The sequence below is a fragment of the Bradyrhizobium sp. A5 genome, assembly GCF_042076515.1.
Lineage (GTDB): Bacteria > Pseudomonadota > Alphaproteobacteria > Rhizobiales > Xanthobacteraceae > Bradyrhizobium > Bradyrhizobium cosmicum.
Window position 1 is genome coordinate 2390483 of the sequence record NZ_CP148990.1, and the last position, 23825, is coordinate 2414307.

Annotated in this window: 29 protein-coding genes; 17 read left to right on the forward strand and 12 right to left on the reverse strand. The window is 65.5% G+C overall.

Going from position 1 to position 23825, the window contains the following annotated elements; all coding sequences use genetic code 11:
• The first annotated feature begins 7 nt into the window (after nucleotides 1-7).
• A complete protein-coding gene (locus tag WHZ77_RS11220; protein ID WP_375313727.1) occupies nucleotides 8-376 on the forward strand; it encodes a hypothetical protein in 369 nt (122 codons plus the stop codon).
• Nucleotides 377-379: 3 nt separating this feature from the next.
• Here the strand turns inward: WHZ77_RS11220 and WHZ77_RS11225 are convergent, their stop codons facing one another.
• From WHZ77_RS11225 to WHZ77_RS11240, 4 genes are all read right to left on the reverse strand, one after another.
• Entirely contained in the window at nucleotides 380-739 is a 360-nt protein-coding gene (locus WHZ77_RS11225; RefSeq protein ID WP_375313728.1) for a hypothetical protein, read from the reverse strand.
• Nucleotides 740-897: 158 nt separating this feature from the next.
• Nucleotides 898-1395, reverse strand: coding sequence for a hypothetical protein (locus WHZ77_RS11230; protein ID WP_375313729.1), 498 nt, complete (start codon nucleotides 1393-1395; stop codon nucleotides 898-900).
• Nucleotides 1396-1406: 11 nt separating this feature from the next.
• Nucleotides 1407-1775: a flagellar assembly peptidoglycan hydrolase FlgJ gene (gene flgJ / locus WHZ77_RS11235; protein WP_375313730.1), complete on the reverse strand. Its 369-nt coding sequence runs from the start codon at nucleotides 1773-1775 to the stop codon at nucleotides 1407-1409.
• Entirely contained in the window at nucleotides 1775-2899 is a 1125-nt protein-coding gene (locus WHZ77_RS11240) for a flagellar basal body P-ring protein FlgI (protein ID WP_375313731.1), read from the reverse strand. The genes flgJ and WHZ77_RS11240 overlap by 1 nt, the downstream gene beginning before the upstream one ends.
• Before the next feature lie 269 nt (nucleotides 2900-3168).
• On the opposite strand from WHZ77_RS11240, the gene WHZ77_RS11245 reads away from it, so the two are divergent.
• The gene (locus tag WHZ77_RS11245) at nucleotides 3169-3582 is read left to right on the forward strand and encodes a flagellar assembly protein FliX (protein ID WP_375313732.1); all 414 of its coding nucleotides are present in this window, start codon (nucleotides 3169-3171) and stop codon (nucleotides 3580-3582) included.
• Between the two features lie 126 nt (nucleotides 3583-3708).
• Here WHZ77_RS11245 and WHZ77_RS11250 read toward each other — a convergent pair whose 3' ends face one another.
• Nucleotides 3709-4080: a helix-turn-helix domain-containing protein gene (locus WHZ77_RS11250; RefSeq protein WP_151649292.1), complete on the reverse strand. Its 372-nt coding sequence runs from the start codon at nucleotides 4078-4080 to the stop codon at nucleotides 3709-3711.
• 139 nt (nucleotides 4081-4219) lie between these two features.
• Between WHZ77_RS11250 and WHZ77_RS11255 the strand changes: the two genes are divergently transcribed.
• Nucleotides 4220-4831, forward strand: a complete 612-nt coding sequence (locus tag WHZ77_RS11255; protein ID WP_375313733.1) for an NAD(P)-dependent oxidoreductase — start codon at nucleotides 4220-4222, stop codon at nucleotides 4829-4831.
• Between the two features lie 215 nt (nucleotides 4832-5046).
• Nucleotides 5047-5412, forward strand: coding sequence for an RNA polymerase-binding protein DksA (gene dksA, locus WHZ77_RS11260; RefSeq protein ID WP_008554760.1), 366 nt, complete (start codon nucleotides 5047-5049; stop codon nucleotides 5410-5412).
• A 282-nt stretch (nucleotides 5413-5694) separates the two neighbouring features.
• Here dksA and WHZ77_RS11265 read toward each other — a convergent pair whose 3' ends face one another.
• Entirely contained in the window at nucleotides 5695-6093 is a 399-nt protein-coding gene (locus WHZ77_RS11265; RefSeq protein WP_375313734.1) for a winged helix-turn-helix transcriptional regulator, read from the reverse strand.
• Nucleotides 6094-6188: 95 nt separating this feature from the next.
• On the opposite strand from WHZ77_RS11265, the gene WHZ77_RS11270 reads away from it, so the two are divergent.
• Both WHZ77_RS11270 and WHZ77_RS11275 read left to right on the forward strand, forming a co-directional pair.
• Nucleotides 6189-7217, forward strand: coding sequence for an SDR family oxidoreductase (locus WHZ77_RS11270; protein WP_375313735.1), 1029 nt, complete (start codon nucleotides 6189-6191; stop codon nucleotides 7215-7217).
• A 78-nt stretch (nucleotides 7218-7295) separates the two neighbouring features.
• Nucleotides 7296-8075 carry a 2-keto-4-pentenoate hydratase gene (locus WHZ77_RS11275; RefSeq protein WP_375313736.1) on the forward strand — a complete coding sequence of 260 codons (780 nt, stop codon included), beginning with the start codon at nucleotides 7296-7298 and terminating at the stop codon, nucleotides 8073-8075.
• Between the two features lie 196 nt (nucleotides 8076-8271).
• Here WHZ77_RS11275 and flgH read toward each other — a convergent pair whose 3' ends face one another.
• From flgH to flgF, 4 genes are read right to left on the reverse strand one after another with little or no spacing between them, the layout of a single operon-like run.
• Nucleotides 8272-9036 (reverse strand): flagellar basal body L-ring protein FlgH, encoded by a 765-nt coding sequence (gene flgH / locus WHZ77_RS11280; protein WP_015684956.1) that lies wholly within the window; start codon nucleotides 9034-9036, stop codon nucleotides 8272-8274.
• A gap of 3 nt (nucleotides 9037-9039) precedes the next feature.
• Entirely contained in the window at nucleotides 9040-10179 is a 1140-nt protein-coding gene (flgA, locus tag WHZ77_RS11285) for a flagellar basal body P-ring formation chaperone FlgA (protein WP_375313737.1), read from the reverse strand.
• 10 nt (nucleotides 10180-10189) lie between these two features.
• Nucleotides 10190-10978: a flagellar basal-body rod protein FlgG gene (gene flgG / locus WHZ77_RS11290; protein ID WP_375313738.1), complete on the reverse strand. Its 789-nt coding sequence runs from the start codon at nucleotides 10976-10978 to the stop codon at nucleotides 10190-10192.
• A gap of 17 nt (nucleotides 10979-10995) precedes the next feature.
• A complete protein-coding gene (gene flgF, locus WHZ77_RS11295) occupies nucleotides 10996-11757 on the reverse strand; it encodes a flagellar basal-body rod protein FlgF (protein ID WP_375313739.1) in 762 nt (253 codons plus the stop codon).
• Nucleotides 11758-12138: 381 nt separating this feature from the next.
• Between flgF and fliL the strand changes: the two genes are divergently transcribed.
• From fliL to WHZ77_RS11325, 6 genes are all read left to right on the forward strand, one after another.
• Complete coding sequence (fliL, locus tag WHZ77_RS11300) at nucleotides 12139-12639, forward strand: flagellar basal body-associated protein FliL (protein WP_375313740.1); 501 nt, start codon at nucleotides 12139-12141, stop codon at nucleotides 12637-12639.
• A gap of 19 nt (nucleotides 12640-12658) precedes the next feature.
• On the forward strand, nucleotides 12659-13861 hold the full coding sequence (fliM, locus tag WHZ77_RS11305; protein WP_015684961.1) for a flagellar motor switch protein FliM: 1203 nt from the start codon (nucleotides 12659-12661) through the stop codon (nucleotides 13859-13861).
• Nucleotides 13858-14307, forward strand: a complete 450-nt coding sequence (locus tag WHZ77_RS11310; protein WP_375313741.1) for a DUF6468 domain-containing protein — start codon at nucleotides 13858-13860, stop codon at nucleotides 14305-14307. Before fliM ends, WHZ77_RS11310 begins: the two co-directional genes overlap by 4 nt.
• A 9-nt stretch (nucleotides 14308-14316) precedes the next feature.
• Nucleotides 14317-15078: a MotE family protein gene (locus WHZ77_RS11315; RefSeq protein ID WP_151649303.1), complete on the forward strand. Its 762-nt coding sequence runs from the start codon at nucleotides 14317-14319 to the stop codon at nucleotides 15076-15078.
• A gap of 102 nt (nucleotides 15079-15180) precedes the next feature.
• Entirely contained in the window at nucleotides 15181-18921 is a 3741-nt protein-coding gene (locus tag WHZ77_RS11320) for a tetratricopeptide repeat protein (protein ID WP_375313742.1), read from the forward strand.
• A gap of 81 nt (nucleotides 18922-19002) precedes the next feature.
• Nucleotides 19003-19239 carry a hypothetical protein gene (locus WHZ77_RS11325; protein ID WP_375313743.1) on the forward strand — a complete coding sequence of 79 codons (237 nt, stop codon included), beginning with the start codon at nucleotides 19003-19005 and terminating at the stop codon, nucleotides 19237-19239.
• A gap of 119 nt (nucleotides 19240-19358) precedes the next feature.
• On the opposite strand, the gene fliP is transcribed toward WHZ77_RS11325, so the two are convergent.
• A complete protein-coding gene (gene fliP, locus WHZ77_RS11330) occupies nucleotides 19359-20114 on the reverse strand; it encodes a flagellar type III secretion system pore protein FliP (RefSeq protein WP_375313744.1) in 756 nt (251 codons plus the stop codon).
• Nucleotides 20111-21097, reverse strand: coding sequence for a flagellar biosynthetic protein FliO (locus WHZ77_RS11335; RefSeq protein WP_375313745.1), 987 nt, complete (start codon nucleotides 21095-21097; stop codon nucleotides 20111-20113). Before WHZ77_RS11335 ends, fliP begins: the two co-directional genes overlap by 4 nt.
• 352 nt (nucleotides 21098-21449) lie before the next feature.
• Between WHZ77_RS11335 and flgB the strand changes: the two genes are divergently transcribed.
• The 5 genes from flgB to fliR all read left to right on the forward strand — a co-directional run bounded on the left by flgB (nucleotide 21450) and on the right by fliR (nucleotide 23825).
• The gene (gene flgB, locus WHZ77_RS11340) at nucleotides 21450-21854 is read left to right on the forward strand and encodes a flagellar basal body rod protein FlgB (protein WP_375313746.1); all 405 of its coding nucleotides are present in this window, start codon (nucleotides 21450-21452) and stop codon (nucleotides 21852-21854) included.
• Between the two features lie 17 nt (nucleotides 21855-21871).
• Nucleotides 21872-22297 (forward strand): flagellar basal body rod protein FlgC, encoded by a 426-nt coding sequence (flgC, locus tag WHZ77_RS11345; protein ID WP_375313747.1) that lies wholly within the window; start codon nucleotides 21872-21874, stop codon nucleotides 22295-22297.
• Between the two features lie 16 nt (nucleotides 22298-22313).
• The gene (fliE, locus tag WHZ77_RS11350; protein ID WP_151649309.1) at nucleotides 22314-22628 is read left to right on the forward strand and encodes a flagellar hook-basal body complex protein FliE; all 315 of its coding nucleotides are present in this window, start codon (nucleotides 22314-22316) and stop codon (nucleotides 22626-22628) included.
• Between the two features lie 142 nt (nucleotides 22629-22770).
• Entirely contained in the window at nucleotides 22771-23034 is a 264-nt protein-coding gene (fliQ, locus tag WHZ77_RS11355; RefSeq protein WP_015684971.1) for a flagellar biosynthesis protein FliQ, read from the forward strand.
• 17 nt (nucleotides 23035-23051) lie between these two features.
• The gene (gene fliR, locus WHZ77_RS11360; RefSeq protein ID WP_015684972.1) at nucleotides 23052-23825 is read left to right on the forward strand and encodes a flagellar biosynthetic protein FliR; all 774 of its coding nucleotides are present in this window, start codon (nucleotides 23052-23054) and stop codon (nucleotides 23823-23825) included.

The following is a 23825-nucleotide window of genomic DNA, read 5'->3' on the forward strand; positions in this document are numbered from 1 at the left end:
TCTCGTCATGGCCGACATCATGAGCATCCTGTCGACCGCGTATAAGTCGAACGTGCTTTCGAGCACATCGGGCTCATCGAAATATGTGGCGGTCGATTCCTCGCTCTACCAGGGCAGCTGGACCGGGAAGTATCCGGACGGCAAGACGTTTTCGCTGAACGTTTCGCAGATCAACGGATTTCGCGCGCAGATCCACTACCAGAGCGAAGGCACGTCGCAGTACCAGCAGGTGCTGATCAAGGACGGCTCGTTCCGCTTCGGGAATACCAAGTTCACGCTGACCGATACCGGCAAGGCGCAGATCAAGAACGTCGTGACGGATCCTGCAACCGGCTCGACCTATCTCGATACCGCGCAGGCCACGCTCGATACCTGATCGTCAGGCGCTGACGTCTGTCGTGAGCGGACGCGAGGGCTCGGACTTCAAATCCTCTGCATGGAAATAGGCCCGCCGGCGCAGCATCGCTTCGTCGGGGAACTGATTGACCACCGCGTCGGTCTTGTCGTTGACCACCTGAAAGACGAAAGACGCGGCGGCCTGGTCGAACACGACCTGACGCGAGACGTTCTCGTTCTTCGGCAGATCACTGCGCACGGCCGCACTGGTATCGCTTGCGGCGACCGTCTGGCTCACCGGCAAATCAGTTTGCACGGCCTCGTTCGCCGCCGAATTCGACGTCGTTACGGTCTGCACAGGGACCGGTATCCCCACCGGCCTGATGCTGAAATCTGTACTCATGGCAGCCTCCTGGTTGCCTCGCGTGAGTCAAATCCCAACCCCTCTCAATACGCAACCATGGAACACCAGGTTTGAAGACCTGGTAAGGAAACGTGCCTAACCGCGCGACGAGATCGCCGCGCGGTTTTTCGTAAAATTGTCGTTGGTTTTGCGCGCGCTCAGAGCGAGCGGCTGACCGCGAGCGGGGTGATGTGGCGCGGGCCCGGCGTGGCGCGGCGACCCGCGGCCGTATAGGTGTTCGGCACGTTGCGCTTCTGGATCTCGGCATTGACGCCGCGCACGACGCTCTCTGAGACCGCATGTGCGGTCGCGAGCACGGTGAGATTGACCTGGAGCATCGCGCGGAACGCATCGTGGTGCCGATGCAGCGTCGAGAGCAGCTCGGGCGCGGATTTGGCGAGCTGGGGCTGGTTCGACTTCAATGCGCTGACGGCACTGACATAGTTTCGCGACAACTCCTGCTTCTTGCTCTCGAGAGTCATCGCCTCGCGGACCTGGCCGGCGCGAACGAGCTCGGTCTCGCGCTCGATCAGTCCGAGCAGGGCGCTCATCGCGTCCATCAACTGCTCGGCGACCTTGCGCGCTTCGGCATTGCCGGGAGCAGTGTTCGGACGCTGCGCTTGCACCGGCTGTCGTGAGGCGTTGAAGTGGTTCATCTCGTTGGACCTTATGCCGTGCGGATGGTTTTCGCCTGCTGCATGATGAGGGTGCGGTAGACCTCGGTTGCGACGCCGACGCCGCCGGCCTTGGCGAAGTTTTTGGAATATTGCTCGGTCAGCATCGAGCGCCACACGCCGGTGCCCGTCGTGTCGCCGAACGGACCTTCGCCCTTCAGGCCCGAGGTCATCTGCGAGAACATGCTGTTGAGGAACATCGCCTCGAAATCGGTGGCGGTCTTCTGCGCCTTTGCCTGCTGCTTCGGCGAGACCTTTTGCAACGCGGCGGCGAGCTCGAAATCGGGCCGGCCGTTACGGCTCTCGACGGAGAACGCCGGGGAGGTCGCGACGTGCGCGGTGTTGATCATGCTCGTCTGCATCACATCACCTCGATGTCGGCTTCGATCGCGCCGGCGGCCTTGATCGCCTGCAGGATGCTGATGAGGTCGCGGGGGCCGATGCCGAGGCCGTTGAGGCCGTCGACGAGCTGTTGCAGCGAGACGCCGTCCTTGACGACGGCGAACTTCTTGCCGTCCTCGGTGACGCTGACGCCGGTGCGCGGCGTGACTACGGTACGGCCGCGTGACAGCGGGTTGGGCTGGCTGACCTGCGGGCTCTCGGAAATGGTGACGGTGAGGTTGCCCTGGGCCACCGCGACGGTGGCGACGCGGACATCGCGGCCCATCACGATGATGCCGCTGCGCTCGTCGATGATGATCTTGGCGGCGAGGTCGGGATCGACCTGGAGCTGCTCGATCTCGGTGAGGAAGGCGACGACGTTGCCCTTGAAGTCCGGGGGGATCGACAACTGCACCGTCGAGGGGTCGATCGGCTCGGCGGTCTTGAGGCCGAGATAGTCGTTGATCGCGGCCGCGATCCGCTTGGCCGTGGTGAAGTCGGCGTTGCGCAGCGCCAGCCGGACGTTCGGCAGCCGATTGAGCGCGAACTCGATCTCGCGCTCGATGATGGCGCCGTTGACGATGCGGCCCACGGTCGGAACGCCGCGCACGATCTTGGCCGCTTCACCCTCGGCCTGGAAGCCGGAGATCGCGAGCGAGCCCTGTCCAACTGCGTAGACGTTGCCGTCGGCGCCGAGCAGCGGGGTGACCAGCAGCGTGCCGCCGCGCAGATCCTTGGCGTCGCCGAGCGCGGAGACGGTGACATCCATGCGCGTGCCCTGGGTGGCGAAAGCCGGCAGATTGCCCGTTACCATCACGGCGGCGACGTTGCCGGTGCGGATGGTGGCGCCGCGGATGTTGACGCCCATGCGCTCGAGCATCGCCTGCAGCGACTGCTTCGTGAAGGGGATGTTGTTGAGCGTGTCGCCGGTGCCGTTGAGGCCGACGACGAGGCCGTAGCCGATGAGCTGGTTCTGCCGCACGCCCTCGATATTGGCGAGATCCTTGATGCGCGACGTCGCGCTTGCGGGCGCGACCGAGAGCGCCAGCGCTGACAGCGCGGCGCAGGCCACCCCAAGAATCCTTACCCAACGAACGCCTGGCATCCTCTGCTCCCCGAGGCTCCTCAAATCTCGGACCAATCTCGACACTCCCATGACGAGCTGGTCCGACGCTGTCCTTGCGAGCGCTGTGCCAACACGGGATAATGGGGGTAGGCGATTGAATAGGTTGAATAAACCTGTTTCGACCGGTGTCAGCCGGCGTTCTCCCTGAGGAGCGAAACTGCCGCCTCTCGGCAGATTTTGCCGGGCTGTTTACGCGCCGTTAACCATAAGACGGCGAATGTGACGCATCGATCACCCGGATTGCTGCGATGCGCATCTACGGACCGAACGGCACAACGCTTGGAACGCCGGCCAGCCAGGCCAAGCGGACGGGCTCCGGCACCTTCGTCCTGCCCGACGCCGCGTCGGCGCAGGGGACGCGGAGCGCTGCCGCACCGAAGGCCGCCGCCAACATCGATGCGCTGCTCGCACTGCAGGGCATCGAGGAGGATCCGGTCGAGCGCCGCAAGCGTTCGGTCGCTCGCGGCAGGACCGCGCTCGACGTGCTCGACGATCTCAAGATGGGTCTGCTGTCCGGCAATCTCGACGCGTCGACGGTGATGCGGCTGCGGGATGCCGCGACGAATTTGAAATCGTCCTCCGGTGATCCCGGTCTCGATTCCGTGCTGTCCGAGATCGAGCTGCGCGTCGAGGTCGAACTCGCCAAGGCCGGGCAGGCTTAGACTAGTCGGGCAGGTTGTCGTCGTCTTGAATCGAGAAGCCTCAGCGTGCTGGATGCCCCGGTCAAGCCGGGGCATGACAGCGGAGTTTGGGGCGGCGCGCGAACGGCTCGCTCCAGACCTTGCCATTCACGCCGCTACGTCCTTCAACTGAGCATCGTAACGGCGCTGGGCGGCGAGCACGTCTTTCAGGTTCTGCTCGGCCCAGTCGCGCAGGGGATCGACTGCGGCGGCGAGCGTCACGCCGAGCTGCGTGATCGAATATTCCACCGTCACCGGCACGGTTGCGATGGCGTGACGCTTGATCAATCCGTCGCGTTCGAGTGACTTGAGAACCTGGCTCAGCATCTTCTGCGAAATGCCTTCAATCGTGCGGCGCAACTGGTTGAAGCGCATCGGCTCCTCGCGCAGCAGCAGCAGGATCAGCACCGCCCATTTGTCGCCGACGCGATCGAGGATCTGGCGTGTGGGGCAGTTCGCTGCATAGACGTCTGGCTTCATCGTCGGGTCCTCACGATCCATGTTGGCCGCTTGCCGGTTACTCCTGTGTAATCAGGTAAGCACAAAGTGCTCTCTTAACACCAGCATCCTTTGTGATATCTAGTCACTATTAGTTACCAAGAAGCAAAGGAAGCCTTCCATGAAGATCGCAGTCGCCGGCGCCTCCGGCCGGGCCGGATCGGAAATCACCAAGGAGCTGGCCCGTCGCGGCCACACGGTTACGGCCGTCGCCCGGAACCCCGAGAAGATTGCGGCCCTGTCGAATGTCACGTCCACCAAGGGCGACGTGCTCGACCAGGCGGGCCTTGCCAAGCTGTGGGCCGGGCACGACGCGGCCGTGAGTTCCGTGCACTTCCTGGCCAGCGACCCGCTCAGGCTGATCGGCGCGGCAAAGGAGTCCAAGGTCGGCCGCTACCTCGTCGTCGGCGGAGCCGGCAGCCTGGAAGTCGCTCCCGGCGTGAAACTGGTCACAACCCCCGGTTTTCCGGCCGAATACAAGGCGGAAGCGGAAAAAGGCGGGGCATTCCTCGACCTGCTGCGGCAGGAGAAGGACCTGAACTGGACCTTCATCTCGCCTCCGGCCCTGTTCATCGAGGGGGAGCGGACCGGCAAGTTCCGGCTCGGGACCGACCAGCTTCTCGCAGATGCGAGCGGGAAGAGCTGGATCAGCTTCGCCGACTACGCCATCGCGCTCGCCGACGAGATCGAGCGGCCGGCTCATGCACGGCAGCGTTTCACGGTCGGTTACTAGGCTTTTGGCCGCCTCCGGACCCTCCAGGATAAACCTTCCTGTGCAAGGGTTTGGGGGCGGTAACCGAGCGATTAAGGAAATATTGTCTGTCACAGGAGGTCGCTATATAAGCCCCGGCTCAACGGACTTCGTTCCGTTCACGAGTCGTTGCTTAAGAAGATAGGCCGCCCTTGGAAAAGTTGAAAAACTACCGACCGACCGAAAAAGAGCCTTTCATGAACGACCGGCAGAAGGAGTACTTCCGTTTGAAGCTCCTCGCCTGGAAGGATGAGATCCTCAAAGAGTCCAAGCTCACCCTGCAAGCGCTGCAGGAGGAGAACGTCAACCACCCCGATCTCGCCGATCGGGCATCGTCCGAAACCGACCGCGCCATCGAACTCCGCGCCCGCGACCGCCAGCGCAAGTTGATCGCCAAGATCGACGCCGCGCTTCAGCGCATCGAGGACAACACCTACGGCTATTGCGAGGACACCGGCGAGCCGATCTCTTTGAAGCGGCTCGAAGCCCGGCCCATCGCGACGCTCTCGGTGGAAGCGCAGGAGCGCCACGAGAAACGCGAGAAGGTCTATCGCGACGAATAGAGTCCGAGCCGCAGCGATGCGGCTCTTTGTTTTTGGATCCAAGGTGCCGCTTCGCGCCCTTATCAGCACGTTGCCTGTCGCTTGCCGCCGCGCGCCTCGTCGCGCGGCCGCAATCGCGAAAAGTGAATCGCGATCAACGGGCTAGACTCAATTCCTCCGTGCTCACGTGAGTTCGGATGAGAGAAAGCCTTCAGTTCAGGTGCGGGAGGTTTTGCGAGTCGCATCAACGGGATCGACCCGGATGCTGAGACACCGATCCAGCAGCATCACACATCGCTGCAATCAGGCCTGCCGCGACGCCACGAGGCGCGCATCCCCATAAAGCCTGGACCAGCTCAATATTTCCTTAAACGCCGGCAACAGGCCGTAGGCCGCATCCGTCAGCTCGTACTCGACCTGCAACGGCCTCGAAGCGAGGACGGTCCGCGCCACCAGCCCGTCCCGCTCGAGCTCGCGCAGTTGCGAGGTCAGCATGTGCTGGGTGATGCCGCCAATCGATCGCCGCAAGGCGCCGAAGCGAACCGCGCCGTTCATCAGCGAGAACAGGATCTCCAGTTTCCACTTGCCGCCGAGCGCGTGGATCGCGCGCCTAAAGTCGGTGAGCAGGGCGGGGTCGGGGCTGCAATCGCAGTCGTCGTCGCAAACGCTGGTCAGGTTTTCCATACCGGTCTCGAAATCCATTCTACTTGTCCCCCGGGAGATAGTGACCAGATGCGGCCTTGAGCAGGGCCGGCGGAACCAATTCGCCTGGCCGCGCACCGAAGGGGAATTTGGCAATGAGCACCGTTCTGGTCACCGGCGGGTCCGGCTTCGTCGGCAGCCATGTCGTCCTGCAACTTCTGGCCGCCGGTCACGCGGTGCGGACGACGGTGCGCCGGCCGGACCGGAGGGACGACGTGCTGGCGATGCTGCGCGAGAGCGGGGCAACTTCGCCGGCGAGCCTGTCCTTCCTGACCGCCGACCTCACGGCAGACGAGGGCTGGCGCGAGGCGGTTGCCGGTTGCGACTACGTGCTCCATGTCGCTTCGCCCCTGTCGACCAGTGTTCCCAGGGACGAGAACGAGATGATCATCCCGGCGCGTGACGGCACGCTGCGGGTGTTGCGCGCCGCGCGGGATGCCGGCGTCAGGCGGGTCGTCATCACCTCCTCATTGGGCGCGATCGGCTACGGCCATCCGCCGCGTGAAAAACCGTTCGACGAGACCGACTGGACCAATCTCGAAGGCGCCGACGTGCAGCCCTACATCAAGTCCAAGACGCTGGCCGAGCGGGCGGCCTGGAATTTCGTCGCGCGTGAGGGCGGCGGGCTGGAACTGTCGGTCGTCAATCCCGCCGGCATTTTCGGTCCGGTGCTGGGGCCAGACTTCTCCGGCTCGATCGAGATCGTCAAATCGCTGCTCGACGGTGCCATGCCGGCGGTGCCACGGGTCTATTTCGGTTTGGTCGACGTGCGCGACGTCGCCGATCTGCATCTGCGGGCGATGATTGCGCCCGAGGCGAAAGGCGAGCGCTTCATCGCGGTGTCCGGCGAGGCGATGTCGATCCTCGACATCGCCAGGGTGCTGCGGCGGGAACTCGGACCGGGCGCGCGGCGGGTTCCGCGGCTCCAGGCCCCGGACTGGCTGGTGCGGCTGGCCGCCAACCGGATTCCATTGCTGCGTGCGGTGGTGCCGATGCTCGGCAAGGTCAGGCATTCCACCAGCGCCAAGGCGAGGTCGCTGCTCGGCTGGCAGGCCCGGTCCAATGACGAGGCGATCCTGGCGACTGCCGAGAGCCTGATCCGTCTTGGTCTCGTCAAGGCGTGAGGCCGCCCCGTCCTTGTCACGCCCCGGCGGGGGTGCTGAAGTGCCGTCCTCAATTGGGTTGCGTAGGAGGCGGCGCCGATGGACAAAATTCTCAAAGCCGCAAAGGCGATCGCGCTGGCGCGGCGCAACCATGCGCCGCTCGCCGCGCTTGAGGTTCCTCCCGCCGACGAGGACGAAGGCTACGAAGTCCAGCGCGCGCTGCACGATCTGCTGCTGCCGCATGCCGGGCCGCTGGTCGGCTACAAGATCGGCTGCACCAGTCCGGTGATGCAGGAATATATCGGCATTCCGCACCCCTGCGGCGGCGGCGTGTTCCAGAAGGGCGTGCACGACAGCGGCGTCAGGCTCGCGGCCGCCGATTATGTCCGCGTCGGCGTCGAGTGCGAGATTGCGGTGCGGCTGAAGCGAAACCTTGCCGCCGGCGAGGCGCCGTTCACGGCCGAGTGGGTCGGCGAAGCCGTCGAGGCCTATCATCCCGCGATCGAGATCGTCGACGACCGCTACGTGAAGTGGGAGACGATGGGCGCGCCGACGCTGATCGCCGACGATTTCTTCGCCGCCGGCTGCGTGCTGGGGCCGTCCGTTCCGCGCTCGTCGGTGCCGGACCTGAAATCGGTCAAGGGCCGCGCCATCGTCAACGGCGAGGAGGTCAGCCACGGCACCGGCGCCGACGTGCTCGGCCATCCCCACAACGCACTCGCCTGGCTTGCCAACCACCTCGCCGCAGAGGGCAAGGGCCTGCACGCGGGACAGCTCGTGCTCACCGGGAGCCTGGTCAAGACGCTGTGGCTGAAGGCCGGCGACAAGGTGCGGATGGAGCTGGACGGGCTGGGTGTGGTGGAGGCGGAGTTTACGTAGACTCTTTCCGCTGTCCGCGATCTTCTGCCCCGGACGCAGCGCTTGCGCATTGCGGCTTGCACAGCAATGACGGAGCTTGGGGCAGCGCCTTCGTCAAAATGGATGCGGCCCTCGCCAGGGGAGCTAGCGAGGGCCGCGTCGTACATCGTCGTTCGCGCCTAGGTTCGCGAACACGATGTGGGAGCTCGGGAGAGACTTAGAAGGGCAGCAGCACGTCCATGACTTGCTGGCCGTAGCGCGGTTGCTGCACGTCCGTGATCTGGCCGCGGCCGCCGTAGGCGATGCGGGCTTGCGCGATCTTGCTGGAATCGATGGTGTTGTCGCTCTGGATGTCTTCGGGCCGGACGATGCCGGCGACCACGAGCTCGCGGATCTCGTAGTTGACGCGGATCTCCTGCTTGCCCTCGACCACGAGGTTACCGTTCGGCAGCACCTGGGTGACGACCGCGGCGACGTTGGTCTGCAACGCTTCCGTGCGATTGACCGAGCCCTTGCCGTCGGCGGAGGATGTCGAGTCGGTGGTGAGAAGGCGACCGGGCAAGACCTTGAGCGGCTGCGTGACGGTCTGGCTGCCGATAAAGTCGGTAATTCCCGAATCTTCCTTGGCGGTTCGGCTGCGCTGGGTCTCGTTGGAGAGGTTGGCCTTGTCTGTGATGTTCACGGTCACGGTCAGGAGGTCGCCGATCTGGTGGGCGCGCTGGTCCTTGAAGAAGGCGCGGCTGCCGTTGCGCCACAGCGAGTTCGGATTGTAGGAGGCGACTTCCGGCTTCGGCATCGGCATCTGCACCGGCTTGTAGCCGGGCTGCGTCGTCGGATTGTCGATCGCCGACAATTTCGGTTGCTCGCCGATCTGCGACAGGCGGTCGATCGAGGAGCAGCCGCTCGCCAGCGCGCAGGTGGCCAGCAGCAGGGCAGAGATCGCGATGCGACGAAGACGGAAAGCCGAACTGAAACTGGACATGACTTACTCTGACTTGGCTGGAGCTTGCGTGACGCGAACTTGCGGGATCTGGGCCTGTGCGATCTGGGCCGGGGACGCGGGGGCCTGGACCAGGTTCCGGAGCAGGGCAGCAGTGTCGACGGGGGCGGGCGCTTCGTCGCGCTTGAGCGAGGAAGTCTGCTCGACCGCAGCCGGCATCGGCGCGGACTGGCTGGCGCCCTGGACGGTGATCTGGCCGCGGGCGGTGACGGTCCCCGTCAGCGTGCGCTTGGTCTGCAGATTGAGAACGCTCACGGTGTCGCCCTCGGCGCCGCTCTCGAGCGCCTTGCCGCGGGTGGTGAGGTAGATCCCTGGAACCTGGTAGATCACGGTGACGCTCTGGTCGCGCGACACGAAGTCGGGCTTGACGATATCGGCGACGCGGATCGGCGTGCCCGCCCGCATCGGCCGGCGCAGCTGCATGCCGATGACGCGGTCGCGCGAGGCGGCCTCGCCGGCGACCTCGGCCTTAGGCCGACGCTCCAGCGCGACGTCGGAGGATTTCAGGATGTCGGCGCGGTCGATGTCGCGCGCCAGCACGGCCACTTCCACCGTCTCGATCGCATTGCCGGTGAAGCGCAGCTTGGTCGGCGTCGGATTGCTGTCGTTGACGATCTCGAAGGCGACGTCGAAGCGGCCGCTGCGGGCGTCGTAGCGGGTCGCGACCGGCTGCAGCGCGCCGCTGTTGGAAGCGTCCAGCCGCATGTCGGAGATGCCGCGGTCGAAGGTGACGGTGATGTTGGCGGCATCCCCCAGGCCGAACCGACGCTCCAGCGCCGAGGCGACCGCGTTTTCGAGGTCCTTGTTGAGGAGCGTGCGGGCGAGGCGGGTGACCTGGACTTCCTTGATGTCGCCGGTCATGACGCCGATCACCTGTTTTCCGCGCAGCACCGACAGCACCTGCGCGACCGGCAGTGCGCCGGTGGTGCCGAGATCGGGCGAGCGGTAGACCGGGATCAGCGCGGCCGAGCCCGCATTGTCGATGAGATCGCCGACCCGCACCACGTCGGAGGTGACGGTGACGCTGGCGCGCAGCGTCGGTGCCGCGATGAAATCGTCGGCGGCCCGCGCCGGCAGCGCCAGTGCACAGAGGACGGAGATCGTGGCAAGGGTGGTGCGGATCATCGTCATGACCTCAGCGGAACAGCGCCGTGGTCGATTGCATCATCTGGTCGGCGGCGCTGATGACCTTGGCGTTCATCTCATAGGCGCGCTGCGCGGCGATCAGATCGCTCATCTCTGAAACGACGTCGACATTGGCCTGCTCGAGGCTGCCCTGGGTGACCTTGCCGTAGCCTTCGGAGTTCGCGGTGCCGTCCTGCGGCGCGCCGGAGGCCGGCGTTTCGGTGAACAGGTTGCTGCCGACCGGCTGCAGGCCGGCCTTGTTGATGAAACGGGTCACGCCGATCTGGCCGATGATCGAGGAGGTCGACGAGCCCGGCAGCGTCACCGAGACCTGGCCCTGCTCGCTCACCGCGATGCCCGATGCGTTGTTCGGGATGGTGATGGTCGGCTGCACCGGGTTGCCCTGCGCCGTGACGATGCGGCCCTGATTGTCCATCTGGAAGGTGCCGTCGCGGGTGTACTGGTAGGTGCCGTCGGGCATCAGGATCTTGAAGAAGCCTTCGCCCGAGATCGCGAGATCGAGGTCGTTGCCGGTCTGCGACAGCGTGCCCTGTGTCATGCTGCGCGGCGTGCCGACGGTCTTGACGCCGCCGCCGACGTCGACGCCGACGGGCAGGATGGTGCCCTGGTCCGAGGCCTGTGCGCCGACGCGGCGCACGTGTTCGTAGATCAGGTCCTGGAATGCCGCCGTCTGCTTCTTGAAGCCGGTGGTGCGCAAGTTGGCGATGTTGTTGGAGATGACCTGGACGTTGAGTTCCTGGGCCGCCATTCCGGTCGCAGCGGTGTGGAGCGCTTGCATGTCAGTAATCCCTTACATCAGGCCGGAACGTCGGCGAGTTTCTCGATCGCCGATTTGTGGAGGTCGCTCTGCTGCTGGAGCAGATTGGCAATGGCGGTGTAGCTGCGCATGACTTCGACCATGCGGCTCATCTCGCCGACCGAGTTGACGTTCGATTTCTCGATGTAGCTCTGGCGGACCACGGACTTGGCGTCGGCCTGGATGACGGCGGAGCCGGCGTCATAGAGGTTGGCGCCGAGCTTGGTCAGCTTGGCCGGATCGTCGAACGAGGCCATGCGGATCTTGCCGCGGATCGAGTCGGTCCTGGCCGTGCCCTCGAGCACGGTGACCGTGCCGTCGGGGGCGACGTTGATGTCGTGGTCGGTCGGCTGGAAGGTGATCGGGCCGCCGGTGCCGAGCACGAGGTTGCCGTCGGAGGTGACGAGCTGGCCGGTGTTGTTGAGCGAGAATTTGCCGTCGCGGGTGTAGCGCTCGCCGCCGCCGGCCTGCACCGCGAAGAACGCGTTGCCGTCGATCGCCATGTCGAGCGGATTGTTGGTCGGCTCCATCGGCCCCTGGCCGACGTCGCGGAAGGTGCCGCGGTCCTGCACATAGGAGACCCGGCGGTCGGAGGCGATGAAATTGTCCTCACGCGCGTTCGAATTGAGGAATTCCTCGAACAGCGAATGGTCGGCCTTGAAGCCGTTGGTGTTGGCATTGGCAACGTTGTTGGCGATGACATCCATCTGCCGTTCCAACGTCATCTGCCGTGACAAGCCGATCAGAAGCGCGTTCTGCATCGGAAATCTCCCCTGAGCGAGCCCGCCACCTCGCTCTCCCAAGCGCCTTGGCCGACCCCGTGAACGAGACTGTCAGGTTCTCCCAAACCCTCCGGTCTCATCCCTCTCTCAGCGAAAGCCGTGCCAACGTGGGAAGTTACGAAATTTCAATGACTTGTTGATTTTTCGAGGGCGCGGGAAGGCGGCAGAAAGGTTCTGTTAGCCATGTTTGCCCGGCAGATTTTTCCTAGTGGAGGCCCGATCGAAAGGTTCCGTTAACCATTATTACCGTAGCGTTTGCGAGCAAGAGGAGCGCATTGCGCTGGGGCATTTGTATCGCGTCATTGTCTGCCAGGAGGCTTCGCTCTTTCGATCCGTTTAGATGAGCGAGCCTGATCGACCATGGCAGAGAATGAAGCGGAAGGCGGCGCAGCCGCCGAAGGCGCGGAAGCCGCTGCCCCCAAGAGCAAGTTCAAGCTGATCCTGATCGTCGTCGGCGCGCTCGTCCTGCTCGGGGGCGGCGCTGCGACCTGGTTCCTGTTCTTCCGCCATGGCGAGGACGAGCATCACGCCGAGGCGGCGCCCCCGCCGAAGCCGCCGGCCTTCGTCGAGGTGCCCGACATCATGGTCAACCTCGCCGGCGCGCCGGGTGAGCGCGTGCAATACCTGAAGCTGAAGGTCGTGCTGGAGCTGAAGGAAGAGAAGCAGATCGAGGTGATAAAGCCGACGATGCCGCGCATCACCGACATCTTCCAGACCTATGTGCGCGAATTGCGCTCGTCCGACCTCAACGGCTCCGCCGGCATCTTCCGCCTCAAGGAAGAGCTGACCAAGCGCGTCAACGCGGCGGTCGCGCCGGTCCAGGTCAGCGCGGTGCTGTTCAAGGAAGTCGTGATCCAGTGAGCATGGTGGGCTAGGGATCATGGCGGGCACCGACCAACCAGACCAGGATGCAATTGCCGCCCAATGGGAGGCCTCGCTCGATTCCGAGGATCCCGCCGAGGCCGCGAAGGCTGCTGCCGAAAACGAACTATCCGAGACCATGGCCCTGCAATGGGCGGCCATGGTCGAGGACGGCAGCCGCGATCTGGGCACCGGCAAGAACTCCGGCGAGCGGGTGCTGTCGCAGGAGGAGATCGACAACCTCCTCGGCTTCACGGTCGGCGACGTCACGCTCGACGACCATTCCGGCATTCGCGCGATCATCGATTCGGCGATGGTCTCCTACGAGCGTCTGCCGATGCTCGAAATCGTCTTCGACCGCCTGGTGCGGTTGCTGACGACAAGCTTGCGCAATTTCACCTCGGACAACGTCGAAGTCTCGCTCGACCGCATCACGTCGGTGCGCTTCGGCGACTACATGAACTCGATCCCGCTGCCCGCCGTGCTCACGGTGTTCAAGGCCGAGGAGTGGGAAAACTTCGGCATGGCGGTGGTCGATTCCAGCCTGATCTATTCGATGATCGACGTGCTGCTCGGCGGCCGCCGCGGCTCGAGCCAGCTCCGCATCGAGGGCCGGCCCTACACCACGATCGAGACCGAACTGGTGAAGCGGCTGGTCGAGGTGGTGCTGACCGATGCCGAGCAGGCGTTCCGGCCGCTGTCGCCGGTGACCTTCACGATCGACCGGCTCGAGACCAATCCGCGTTTCGCCGCGATCAGCCGCCCCGCCAACGCCGCGATCCTGGTGCGCCTGCGCATCGACATGGAAGATCGCGGCGGCAATATCGAGCTGCTGCTGCCTTATGCGACCATCGAGCCAATCCGGGGCGTCCTGCTCCAGATGTTCATGGGCGAGAAATTCGGCCGGGATACGGTCTGGGAGGGCCATTTCGCCACCGAGATCAACCAGGCCGAGATCTCGGTCGACGCCGTGCTCTACGAGGCCGATATCCCGCTCAAGCAGCTGATGCGGCTCAAGGTCGGCGACACCCTGCCGCTCGACATGCGCGCGGATGCCAACGTGACCGTGCGCTGCGGCGACGTCACCCTGACCGAGGGGCGGATGGGCCGGGTCGGCGATCGCGTCGCGATTCGGGTGACGAAACCCTTGCGCAAGCCAAGTACGACACTTGCCATGTTCGAGAAGGTCGACGAGCAGAACAAGATGATGGAGGCCCCATGAACCACTCCCTGGGAATGGCGATCGAGACGCTGGTGGCTATCCTGCTGATGCTGACGATCTTCTACTGCGTCATGCTCAACAAACGGCTGACGCGGCTGAAGGCGGACGAGCATTCGCTGAAGGCGGTCATCGGCGAACTGATCACGGCGACCGAGATCGCCGAGCGCGCGATCGGCGGGCTGAAGCTCGCGGTGCGCGACGTCAACGAGAACCTCGGCAGCCAGCTCGCGGCGGCAACCCAGATGTCGGACCAGCTCTACAGGCAGCTCGGCGAAGCCGACAACGTGGTGCGGCGCCTGTCCAAGATCGCGATCGCCGCGCGCCCCATGACCGGTGCGGAAACGGTTGCCGCGCCCGTGGCCAAGCCATCCTCAGCGAAGGCGGTGGCGGCCGCGGCCGAAGCCTTCTCCGAGCGCCGACGATCCAACGGCGGCCTTGCCGCATAAAGTCAGGGTATGAAGTCCTTTCGTAACATCCGCGTCATTCCGATCGTCCTGGTCGCCGTCGCAGGCCTCGCCACGCTGAAGGTCGCGGGCCTCGTGATCAATGGCGGCTATGTCTTCGACTACCAGCCGAACAAGCTCAAAAAATCCTGGGCGCAGGAGAATCTGAATTTTCCGGGACGGGAAGACCCCGACATCACCGGCTCGACCCATGGCGCGCCGAAGGAGGCACCGAAGCCCGCTGCTCCCGAGACCAAGATGGAGGGGGGCACCGTGGTCAAGATCGACGAGACCCAGCCGCAGATCTCGGCCTCGGAGCGCGCGATCCTGGAACGGCTGCAGGCGCGCCGGCAGGAGATCGAGGCCCGCCAGCGCGAGATCGACATTCGCGAGAGCCTGCTCAAGTCGGCCGAAAAGCGCATCGAAAACAAGGTCGATGAGATGAAGGCGGTGGAATCCCGCATTTCCGCAGGCCAGGCCGAGCAGAAGGCCGCCGAAGCCCAGCGCATGAAGGGCCTCGTGACCATGTATGAGGGCATGAAGCCCAAGGACGCCGCGCGGGTGTTCGACCGGCTCGAGATGGGCGTTCTGATCGAGATCGCCTCGGCCATCGCGCCGCGAAAGATGTCGGACATCATGGGCCTGATGTCGCCGGAAGCCGCCGAGCGGCTGACGGTCGAGATGGCCCGCCGTGCCAATGGCGGTGGCGATCAATCTGCCTCGGCCGGCGATCTGCCCAAGATCGACGGCAAGCCGACGCAAAAGCCGAATTGAGGGTTCATACTTAAGAAGCCCTTAATTGGCAAAACCTACAATCGACGGCACGGGCCGGCGCCAGTGCCGGTATGGACCGTCGAACCGGAAGAAATGCCGCCAATGGCGCAGAAGGCTGCCGCTGGATTTGTGTCGCGAGCCCGCGCTTTGGCGCGGGTGCCGTCGCGCCATGTCCGCAAGGCCGCCATGCTGGCGGCCTGCCTGCTGATCGGCTTCAGTGCGCCCGCCAGGGCGGCCGATCCGATCCGGGGCGAGGCGAGTTTCTCGGCCGCCGGCGGCTTCGCCCGGCTGGTCATCAAGCTCGGCGAGGACGTTCCCTCCGAGGTCACGACGGCGGGTTCCATTCTTATCATCCGCTTCGACCGGCCGGTCGACGTTCCCGTCGACCGCGTGCCGGAAGGCGCGCCCGACTACGTCAATTCCGCCCGGCGCGATCCCGATGGCGCTGCCATCCGGCTGTCGCTGGCGCGGCGGGTCACCGTCAACACCATGAATGCCGGCGAGCGCACCTTCATCGACCTGTTGCCGGACGGCTGGAAGGGGCCGCCGCCGAGCCTGCCCATGGACGTGGTCAAGGAACTCGCCGAGCGCGCGCGCGTGGCCGAACGCGCCTTGCGCGCTCAGCGCGCCGCCGCCGAAAGCAAGAAGCGTCCGCCGATTCGCGTCCGCGCCTCGGTGCAGCCGACCTTCGTGCGTTTCGTGTTCGAGATGCCCGACGGCGTCGGTGTGTCCTCCGTGCTCAACGAGCAGAAGCTCACGCTGGCCTTCAACGCCAACCTCAATTTCGATCTGGCGGACGCCGTCGTCGCCGCCCCCCCGAACGTCGCCTCGATCAAGCAGAAGGGCGACGTCGACCAGACCAGCGTCGAGATCGCCCTGATCGGCGATTCCGACGTGCACTCCTTCCGCGACGAGAAGAACTATGTCGTCGACATCGCCTTCCAGCCGGACAAGGGCAAGACGGCCACAACCGCCGAATCCGTGCTCGCGCAGGCGAAGCCTGCTGCCCAAGGTCATGCACCCGCACCGGCGCCGGAAAAGCCGGCGGCGGAGAAGCCGAAGGACGCCCAGCGCGAGATCGCGCCGCCGACCTCGGAGACGATCGTCCGCGAAGCCAGGATCGAGGTGAAGCCCGAGGCGAAGATGGAAGCACCCGCCGCGGTGCCGCCCGGCGAAGCACCCAAGGAAGTACTCAAGGAAGCACCCAAGCCGGCGCCGGCTCCCAAGGTCGAAGCGCCGCCCGCTGCGGAAGCGCCCAAGGAAACAGTCAAGGAAACCGTCAAGGAAGCCGCTAAGGAAGCCGTCAAGGAAGCCCCGAAGCCGGTTGCGCCGGCAACGGAAGCCGCGGTCGCGCCCGTCAAGCCTGCGGCTGCCGAGGCGCCGGCCGCGCCGTCGCCGTCCATTGCCAGCGTCGATGCGCGCCGTGACAGCGACGGCTTGCGCGTCACGTTCCCGCTTCAGGTCGCAACGCCCGCGGCGGCGTTCCGCCGCGGCGACACGGTGTGGCTGGTGTTCGACACGCCGAAGCCGATCGACGTCGAGGCGATCCGCACCAGGGGCGGTGCGATGATCGGCGAAGTCAGCCGCATGCCGCTCGACAAGGGGCAGGCGGTGCGCATCCGTCTCACCCGGCCGCTGGTCTACTCGCTGACCAGCGAGGAGGTCGGCAAGGAGACCAACTGGCTGCTGACGCTCGCCGACAAGATCCAGGCGACGCCGTTGCCGCTGATGATGTCGCGCAACATCACCGATCCCGCGCTCGCCACCATCGCGATTCCCTTCGCCAATCCGGGCGTGTTGCATAAACTGACCGATCCCGACGCCGGCGACATGCTCTATGTCGTCACCGCGCAGCGACCGGTCCGCGGCTTCATCAAGCGGCAGGACCTCGTCGATCTCTCGCTGCTGGAATCCGCGCACGGCATTGCGATCCGGCCGAACTCCGACGAGGTCGGTGTGGAGGTCGGTTCCGACAAGGTCATTCTCGGCAAGAAGGGCGGACTGACGCTGTCGCCGGTCGATATTTCCGCCGACCGCGCGCCGACCGCGGTGCGGCCGATCTTCAGCCCGGAAGGCTGGCGCAAGGGCCAGTCCGAAAACTTCGTGGCGCGGCAGGGCGAGCTGATCATGGCGGCCGCCGCCGCCGAGCCGGCGCAGCGCTCGCTGCCGCGGCTCGACCTCGCGCAGTTCTACATGTCGCGCGCCATGTATCACGAAGCCAAGGCCGTGACCGACCTGATGCTGAGCGATCCTCTCAACAAGGAGGAGAGCAGCGCGCTGATCATGCATGCGATCGCGAGCATCCTGATCGGCCGGCCGGCGCAGGGTCTGAAGGACCTCGCCAATCCCGTGATCGGCAACAGCCATGATTCCCAGCTCTGGAAGGCGCTCGCCTATGCGCGCCAGGGCAAATGGGCCGATGCGCGCGAGAAGTTCAAGAACGTCGAATTCGCCATCGCCTCGCTGCCGCTCGACATCCAGCGCATCGTGACGATGGACGCGATGCGCGCTTCGCTCGAGGTCAAGGACTATGCCGGCGCCTCCAAGCGCCGCGGCGAGATCGAGGTGGTCGGCGTCCCGCCCGAGGCTGCGCCCGGCTTCGCGGTGCTGCGCGGCCGGCTCGCCGAGGCGCTTGGTCACGACAAGGACGCGCTAGACGACTACAAGTTCGCGGTCGCCTCGAACGACCGGCCGGCGGCGGCGGAGGCCAAGCAGCTCGAGGTGGCGCTGCGGCAGAAGCGCGACGAGATCAGCAAGGAAGACGCGCTGCGCGAGCTCGAGACGCTGTCGATGACCTGGCGCGGCGACTCGATCGAGGTCAAGACGCTCCAGTTGCTGTCCCAGATGTACGCGGAGAACGGGCGCTATCGCGACGCGCTCACGGCGGCGCGCACCGCGACGAGGCTCCAGCCGAACGCCGAGGCCTCGCGCCAGGCGCAGGACCTTGCCTCCGACCTGTTCACGCAGATCTTCCTGGGCCCCAAGGGCGACGATCTGCCGGAGGTCGAGGCGCTCGGGATGTTCTACGAGTTTCGCGAGTTGACGCCGATCGGCCGTCGCGGCGACGAGCTGATCCGCCGTCTCTCCGACCGTCTCGCCTCGATCGACCTGCTGGACCAGGCGGCCGAGCTTCTGCAATACCAGGTCGACCACCGTCTCGAAGGCGCCGCCCGCGCCCAGGTCGCCGCACGCCTGTCCATGATCTATCTCGCCAACCGCAGGCCGGACAAGGCGATCGCGGCGCTGCGCGCGAGCCGCATCAGCGATCTCTCCGGCGAGCTGCGCCAGCAGCGCCTGCTGCTGGAGGCTCGGGCGCAGAGCGACGTCGGCCGTCACGACCTCGCGCTGGACATCGTCTCCAACGTCTCCGGGCGCGAGGTGCTTCGCCTGCGCTCCGACATCTTCTGGGCGGCGCGGCGCTGGCGCGAGTCCGCCGAGCAGATCGAGCTCTATTACGGCGAGCGATTCCGCGACTTCAAGCCGCTCAATGCGGTGGAGAAAAGCGACATCATCCGCGCCGCCGTCGGCTATGCGCTCGCGGACGATTCGATCGGCCTGTCGCGCTTCCGCGAGAAGTACGCGCCGCTGATGAGCGAGAGCGCCGACCGTCTCGCCTTCGACATCGCCAGCAAGCCGGCCGCTTCCTCGAGCGCCGAATTCGCCGAGATCGCCAAGCTCGCCGCCAGCGTCGACACGCTCGACGGCTTCCTGCGCGAGATGAAGCAGCGCTTCCCCGACGCTACCGCCCGCGCACCGGGCTCGCCGCAGGCCAAGGAAGAGGCCGACCACACCGGCTCGTTGCCCACGATCCCCGTCGTGCGGCAGATCAAGATGACGCGGTAGGAACCCTGCTACCTCTAGGCCTCTCGACAGGTGCCGCGCGAGGCGGCAACCTGTGCCCCTTCATGCCGGGAGAGCGTCGCTATGAGCAAGCCTGCCAAGACCGAAGCCGAACTCGTCGCCATGGCGCGGGCCGAATTGAAGGTCCATGCCGATGGCCCTGATGGTCTCGCCATCTCGATCGTCCGCGACGGTGACAGCTGGGAATTCCGTGCCGATGCGGACGAGGCGACGCGGGACAAGCCGGGCTTTCCCGAAAGTGTCGCCATGCTGGTGCAGATCGGCGATCACCTTAGCAAGCAGTATGACGTGAAGGGGTAAGGGGCAGGTCTGCCCTACGTGACGCGATTCGTGTCACACATTCGGTGTCGTCGCCCGGCTTGACCGGGCGACCCAGATGCCCCGGTCAAGCCGGGGCACGACAGCGGAAGTTGCGGTTACTATCCCCCGTAACTCTGCACCAGGCTCCCAGCCACCAGCGACCAGCCGTCGACCAGCACGAAGAAGATCAGCTTGAACGGCAGCGAGATCGTCGCCGGCGGCAGCATCATCATGCCCATCGACATCAGCACGGAGGCCACGACGAGGTCGATGATCAGGAAGGGCAGGAACAGCAGGAAGCCGATCTCGAAGGCGCGCTTCAGCTCCGAGATCATGAAGGCGGGGACGAGGATGCGCAGCGCGAGGTCGTCGGGGGTGACCGGCGGCGGCTCGCGGGACAGGTCCAGGAACAGCTTGAGGTCCTTCTCGCGCACGTTCTTCTGCATGAAGCCGCGCAAGGGGACGGAGGCGCGCTGCAGCGCGTCCTCGACGCTGATCTGGTTGGCGACGAGCGGACGGATGCCCTCGTCGTAGGATTTCTGCAGGACGGGTCCCATCACGAAGAAGGTGAGGAACATCGCGAGCGCGATGATCACCGAGTTGGGCGGTGCGGTCGCCGTGCCCATCGCGGTGCGCAGCAGCGACAGCACGACCACGATGCGCGTGAACGACGTCATCATGATCAGGATCGACGGCGCGATCGACAGCACCGTGAGCAGGGCGATGAGCTGGATCGCGCGCTCGGTGACGCCGCCGCCACCCTGACCGCCCAGATTGATGCTGATGTCCTGCGCATGCGCAGGGCTCGCGAGCGAAGCCGCGCCGATCAGGACAGAAAGAAGAAAAACTCTACGCGGGAGGGCCGGCAGCCTCACGAAGACGGCTTCGGACGGCCGAGTAGCGAGGCCATCTCGTCTTCGAGATTTTCAAAGCTGGTCTTTTCCACGACCGGCTTTGCGGGCGGGGCCGGTGGCGTCGGCGGCTCACTGCGCGCCACGCGCGGCGGCGGGGCGGGTGGCTCGGGTGCAACCGGCGGCGCGACCGTCTCACCGGCGGGACGGCGCAGCGCGGCTTCGAGCCGCTGCGCCATCTCGGCGAGATTCTGCTCGGCGCTCGATGGCGCCGCAGGGGCGAGAGCCGGCGGCGCCGGAACGGGCGGAGCCTGCGGCACGGGCGGAGGAGGGGGCGGCGGCGGCGCGGGCGCGCGCTCGGCGCGGACCGGCGGCACCTTCAAAGGCTCGCTCTGGCGCGGCGGACGCGGCATCAGAGGCGGTTCGTTGCGGGCGACGCGGGGCGGTACGGGTTCGGGACGCAGCTCGCGCTCAAGGCGCGGCGCGATCGGCTCGGGCGTAAAGCCGCCCAGTGGCGGCTCGCTGCGGCGCTCGGCCAAAGCGGGCGCCGGCCGGCGCACCTCGTCGGCGAAGGAGGGACGTGCGGGCCGCGGCGGCGGCTCGGGCATCTGCGGCTCGGGATGATCGAGCAGCTCGGGCCGCGGCGCTTCGTCGGCCCAGCCGCCGGTGTCGGGCATCGGCGCGAGACGCGGCGGCTCGGCGGCGTTGGGACGCTGCGGAAGCTGGTCGCGGCCGGGGGTGCCGCGCACGATATTCGGCTCGACGACGATGTCGGTGGGGCCGCCGATCATCAAGAGATGTTCGACATTGTCACGCCGGACCAGCACCAGGCGGCGCCGACCGTCGACCGCGGCGGCATCGATCACGGCGAGCCGGGGCATCCTGCCGCGCTGGGTGTTGGCGCCGAGCCGGCTGGAGGCGAATCGGCGAACCAGCCATGCAGCGACGCCGATCAACGCCAGAACGACGATGAACGCGACGATGAAGGTGATAGGGCTGCCTTGCATACTTGTCCCCGACAAATGGCGCTTTTCTCGTGCCCAAGGTCAGATGCGCCGACCACAGGCGTGCGATGCCCCAAACTGCGATTTCTTAACGTCCCACGGCAAGTTTTGCCGTCCCCAACTCTTAATAACCCATGAATCGCTCGATCCAAAACGACTTCTTGGCCTGTGCATGGCCGGCCAAGCGGTTGGGTTAACGCCGCTTTTCGGGGCGTAGAATCACGGGGGGCGCAAACGCGTGTTCCGCGCGATGGCAAGCGTCGATCGCATCCTTAACCACCCGTTAACCATACACGCGGCAAATTCTGCCTAGCTTCGGACCTCAGATCCGCAAGAGGCGGAAGGAGCCGCAACGATGTCCATCAACGACCTTCCGGTGCTGTCGGCGCTTCGCACCAAGATGCAGTGGCACCAGGAGCGCCAGCGCGTCCTGTCCGAGAACGTCTCCAATTCCGACACGCCCCAATTCCGGCCGCGCGACCTGGTCGAGCCGAAGCTCGACAAGGCAGGCGCGGTCACGGGCGCGATGGGCCCTCTGGCGCTCACCCGCACCAGCGGCTCCCACATCAGCCCGTCAGGCGCGGCCTCGGGCTTCGACCAGAACAGGAATGCGGGCTTTCAGACACGCCCCGCGGGCAACGCCGTCAATCTCGAAGAGGAGATGCTGAAGTCCGCCAGCAACCAGATGGATTATGCGGCGGCGACCTCGCTCTATTCGAAGAGCCTGCATCTGCTCAAGACCGCGATCGGTAAAGGCTAGGGCCGGAGAGGTAGACCATGGCGAATGACAGCAGCGACTTTGCCCGCTCGATGGCGATCGCGACCTCCGGGCTGCGCGCGCAGGCCGGGCGCATGCGGGTGATCTCGGAAAACATCGCGAATGCGGATTCGACCTCGCAGACCGCAGGCGGCAATCCCTACCGGCGCAAGGTGCCGACCTTCTCCTCCGCGCTCGACCGCACCCTCGATGCGCAGGTGGTGACGCTGGGCAAGATCAAGCCTGACCAGTCCAATTTCCGCGTCAAATACGAGCCGAACAATCCGGCGGCGGACGCCTCCGGCAACGTCAAATATCCCAACGTGAACTCGGTGGTCGAGATGACCGACATGCGCGATGCGCAGCGGTCCTACGAGGCCAACCTCAACATCATCAGTGCGACGCGCCGGATGATCCAGCGCACTCTCGACATCCTCAAGAGCTGAACAGGACAATTGAGCCATGGCATCACCGACAGTCGCCGCCAATGCTTATGCCAACCTCGCCCGCGTGCTGGAAAACAGCGGCGCCGGTGCCGGCAAGGGCAGCGAGGCGAGCGGGCAATCCTTTGCGTCGCTGCTGAAAGACGCCGTCGGCAGCGTCATGGAGTCCGGCAAAAAGTCCGACGCGCAGACGGTGGCGATGGCGGCCGGCAAGGCCAACGTGATGGACGTGGTGACGGCGGTCGCCGACACCGACGTCGCCGTGTCCACGCTGGTCTCGGTCCGCGACCGCGTGATCGCGGCCTATGAAGACATCATGAAGATGCCGATCTGATTTGGGGGCGCTGTCATTCCGGGGCGCGCGCGGCGCGAACCCGGAATCCATGGTGCGACCAACGCCGCGGCTCGATGGATTCCGGGCTCTCGCTTTGCGAGCCCCGGAATGACGACCAACAATTCACAGTGAGAAAAAGAAAATGACCGGACCCGAAACCCTCGACGTCGCGCGTGATGCGATCTGGACCATCGTGATCGTGTCGTCACCGCTGATGGTGGTCGGCCTCGTGGTCGGCGTCATCGTGTCGCTGTTCCAGGCGCTGACGCAGATCCAGGAGCAGACGCTGATCTACGTGCCGAAGATCCTGGCCATCTTCGCCACGATGCTGTTGGCGCTGCCGTTCATGGCCGACGCACTTCATTCCCACATGCTGCGGATCTCGTCGCGAATCATCGGCGGCTGAGGCACAATGCGCCCGTCATGCGCATCGACGTCTCGCTGCTGCCGGCGCTCGCCGCGGCCTTCATGCTCGTCTTCGCCCGGGTCGGCGCGATGGTGATGCTGCTGCCGGGGCTGGGCGAGACCAATATTCCGACGCGGATCAAGCTGTCGATCGCGCTGCTGCTCACGCTGATCATCCTGCCGCTGCATCGGAGCGCCTACCAGGTCGACATGGGCTCGCTGGCGCCGCTTCTGGTCCTGATGCTGCATGAAATCGTGATCGGCATCGTGCTGGGCGCGACGGCCCGCGTGACGCTGTCGGCGCTTCAGGTCGCAGGTTCCGTCATTGCGCAGCAGATGGGGCTCGGCTTCGTCACCTCGGTCGACCCGACCCAGGGACAGCAGGGCGTGCTGGTCGGCAACTTCCTGACCATGCTCGGCATCACGCTGCTGTTTGCCACCGACAGCCATCACCTGGTGATCGCGGCGCTGAACGACAGCTACGCGATCTTCTCGCCGGGCGAGACCGTGTCGAGCGGCGATGTCGCTTCGCTGGCGACGCGCGCCTTTGCGGCCGCGTTTCTGCTCGGCCTGCAGCTTTCCGGGCCGTTCCTGGTGTTCGGCCTCGTCTTCAATATCGGGCTCGGCGTGCTGGCGCGGCTGATGCCGCAGATGCAGGTCTATTTCGTCGGCGTGCCGCTGTCGATCTTCGCGGGCTTTCTGGTGCTAGCCGTGGTGCTTACCGCGATGATGGGCACGTTTCTCGACTATTTCATCGGTGTCATGCACCAGATGATGCCGCTGAACAGGTGA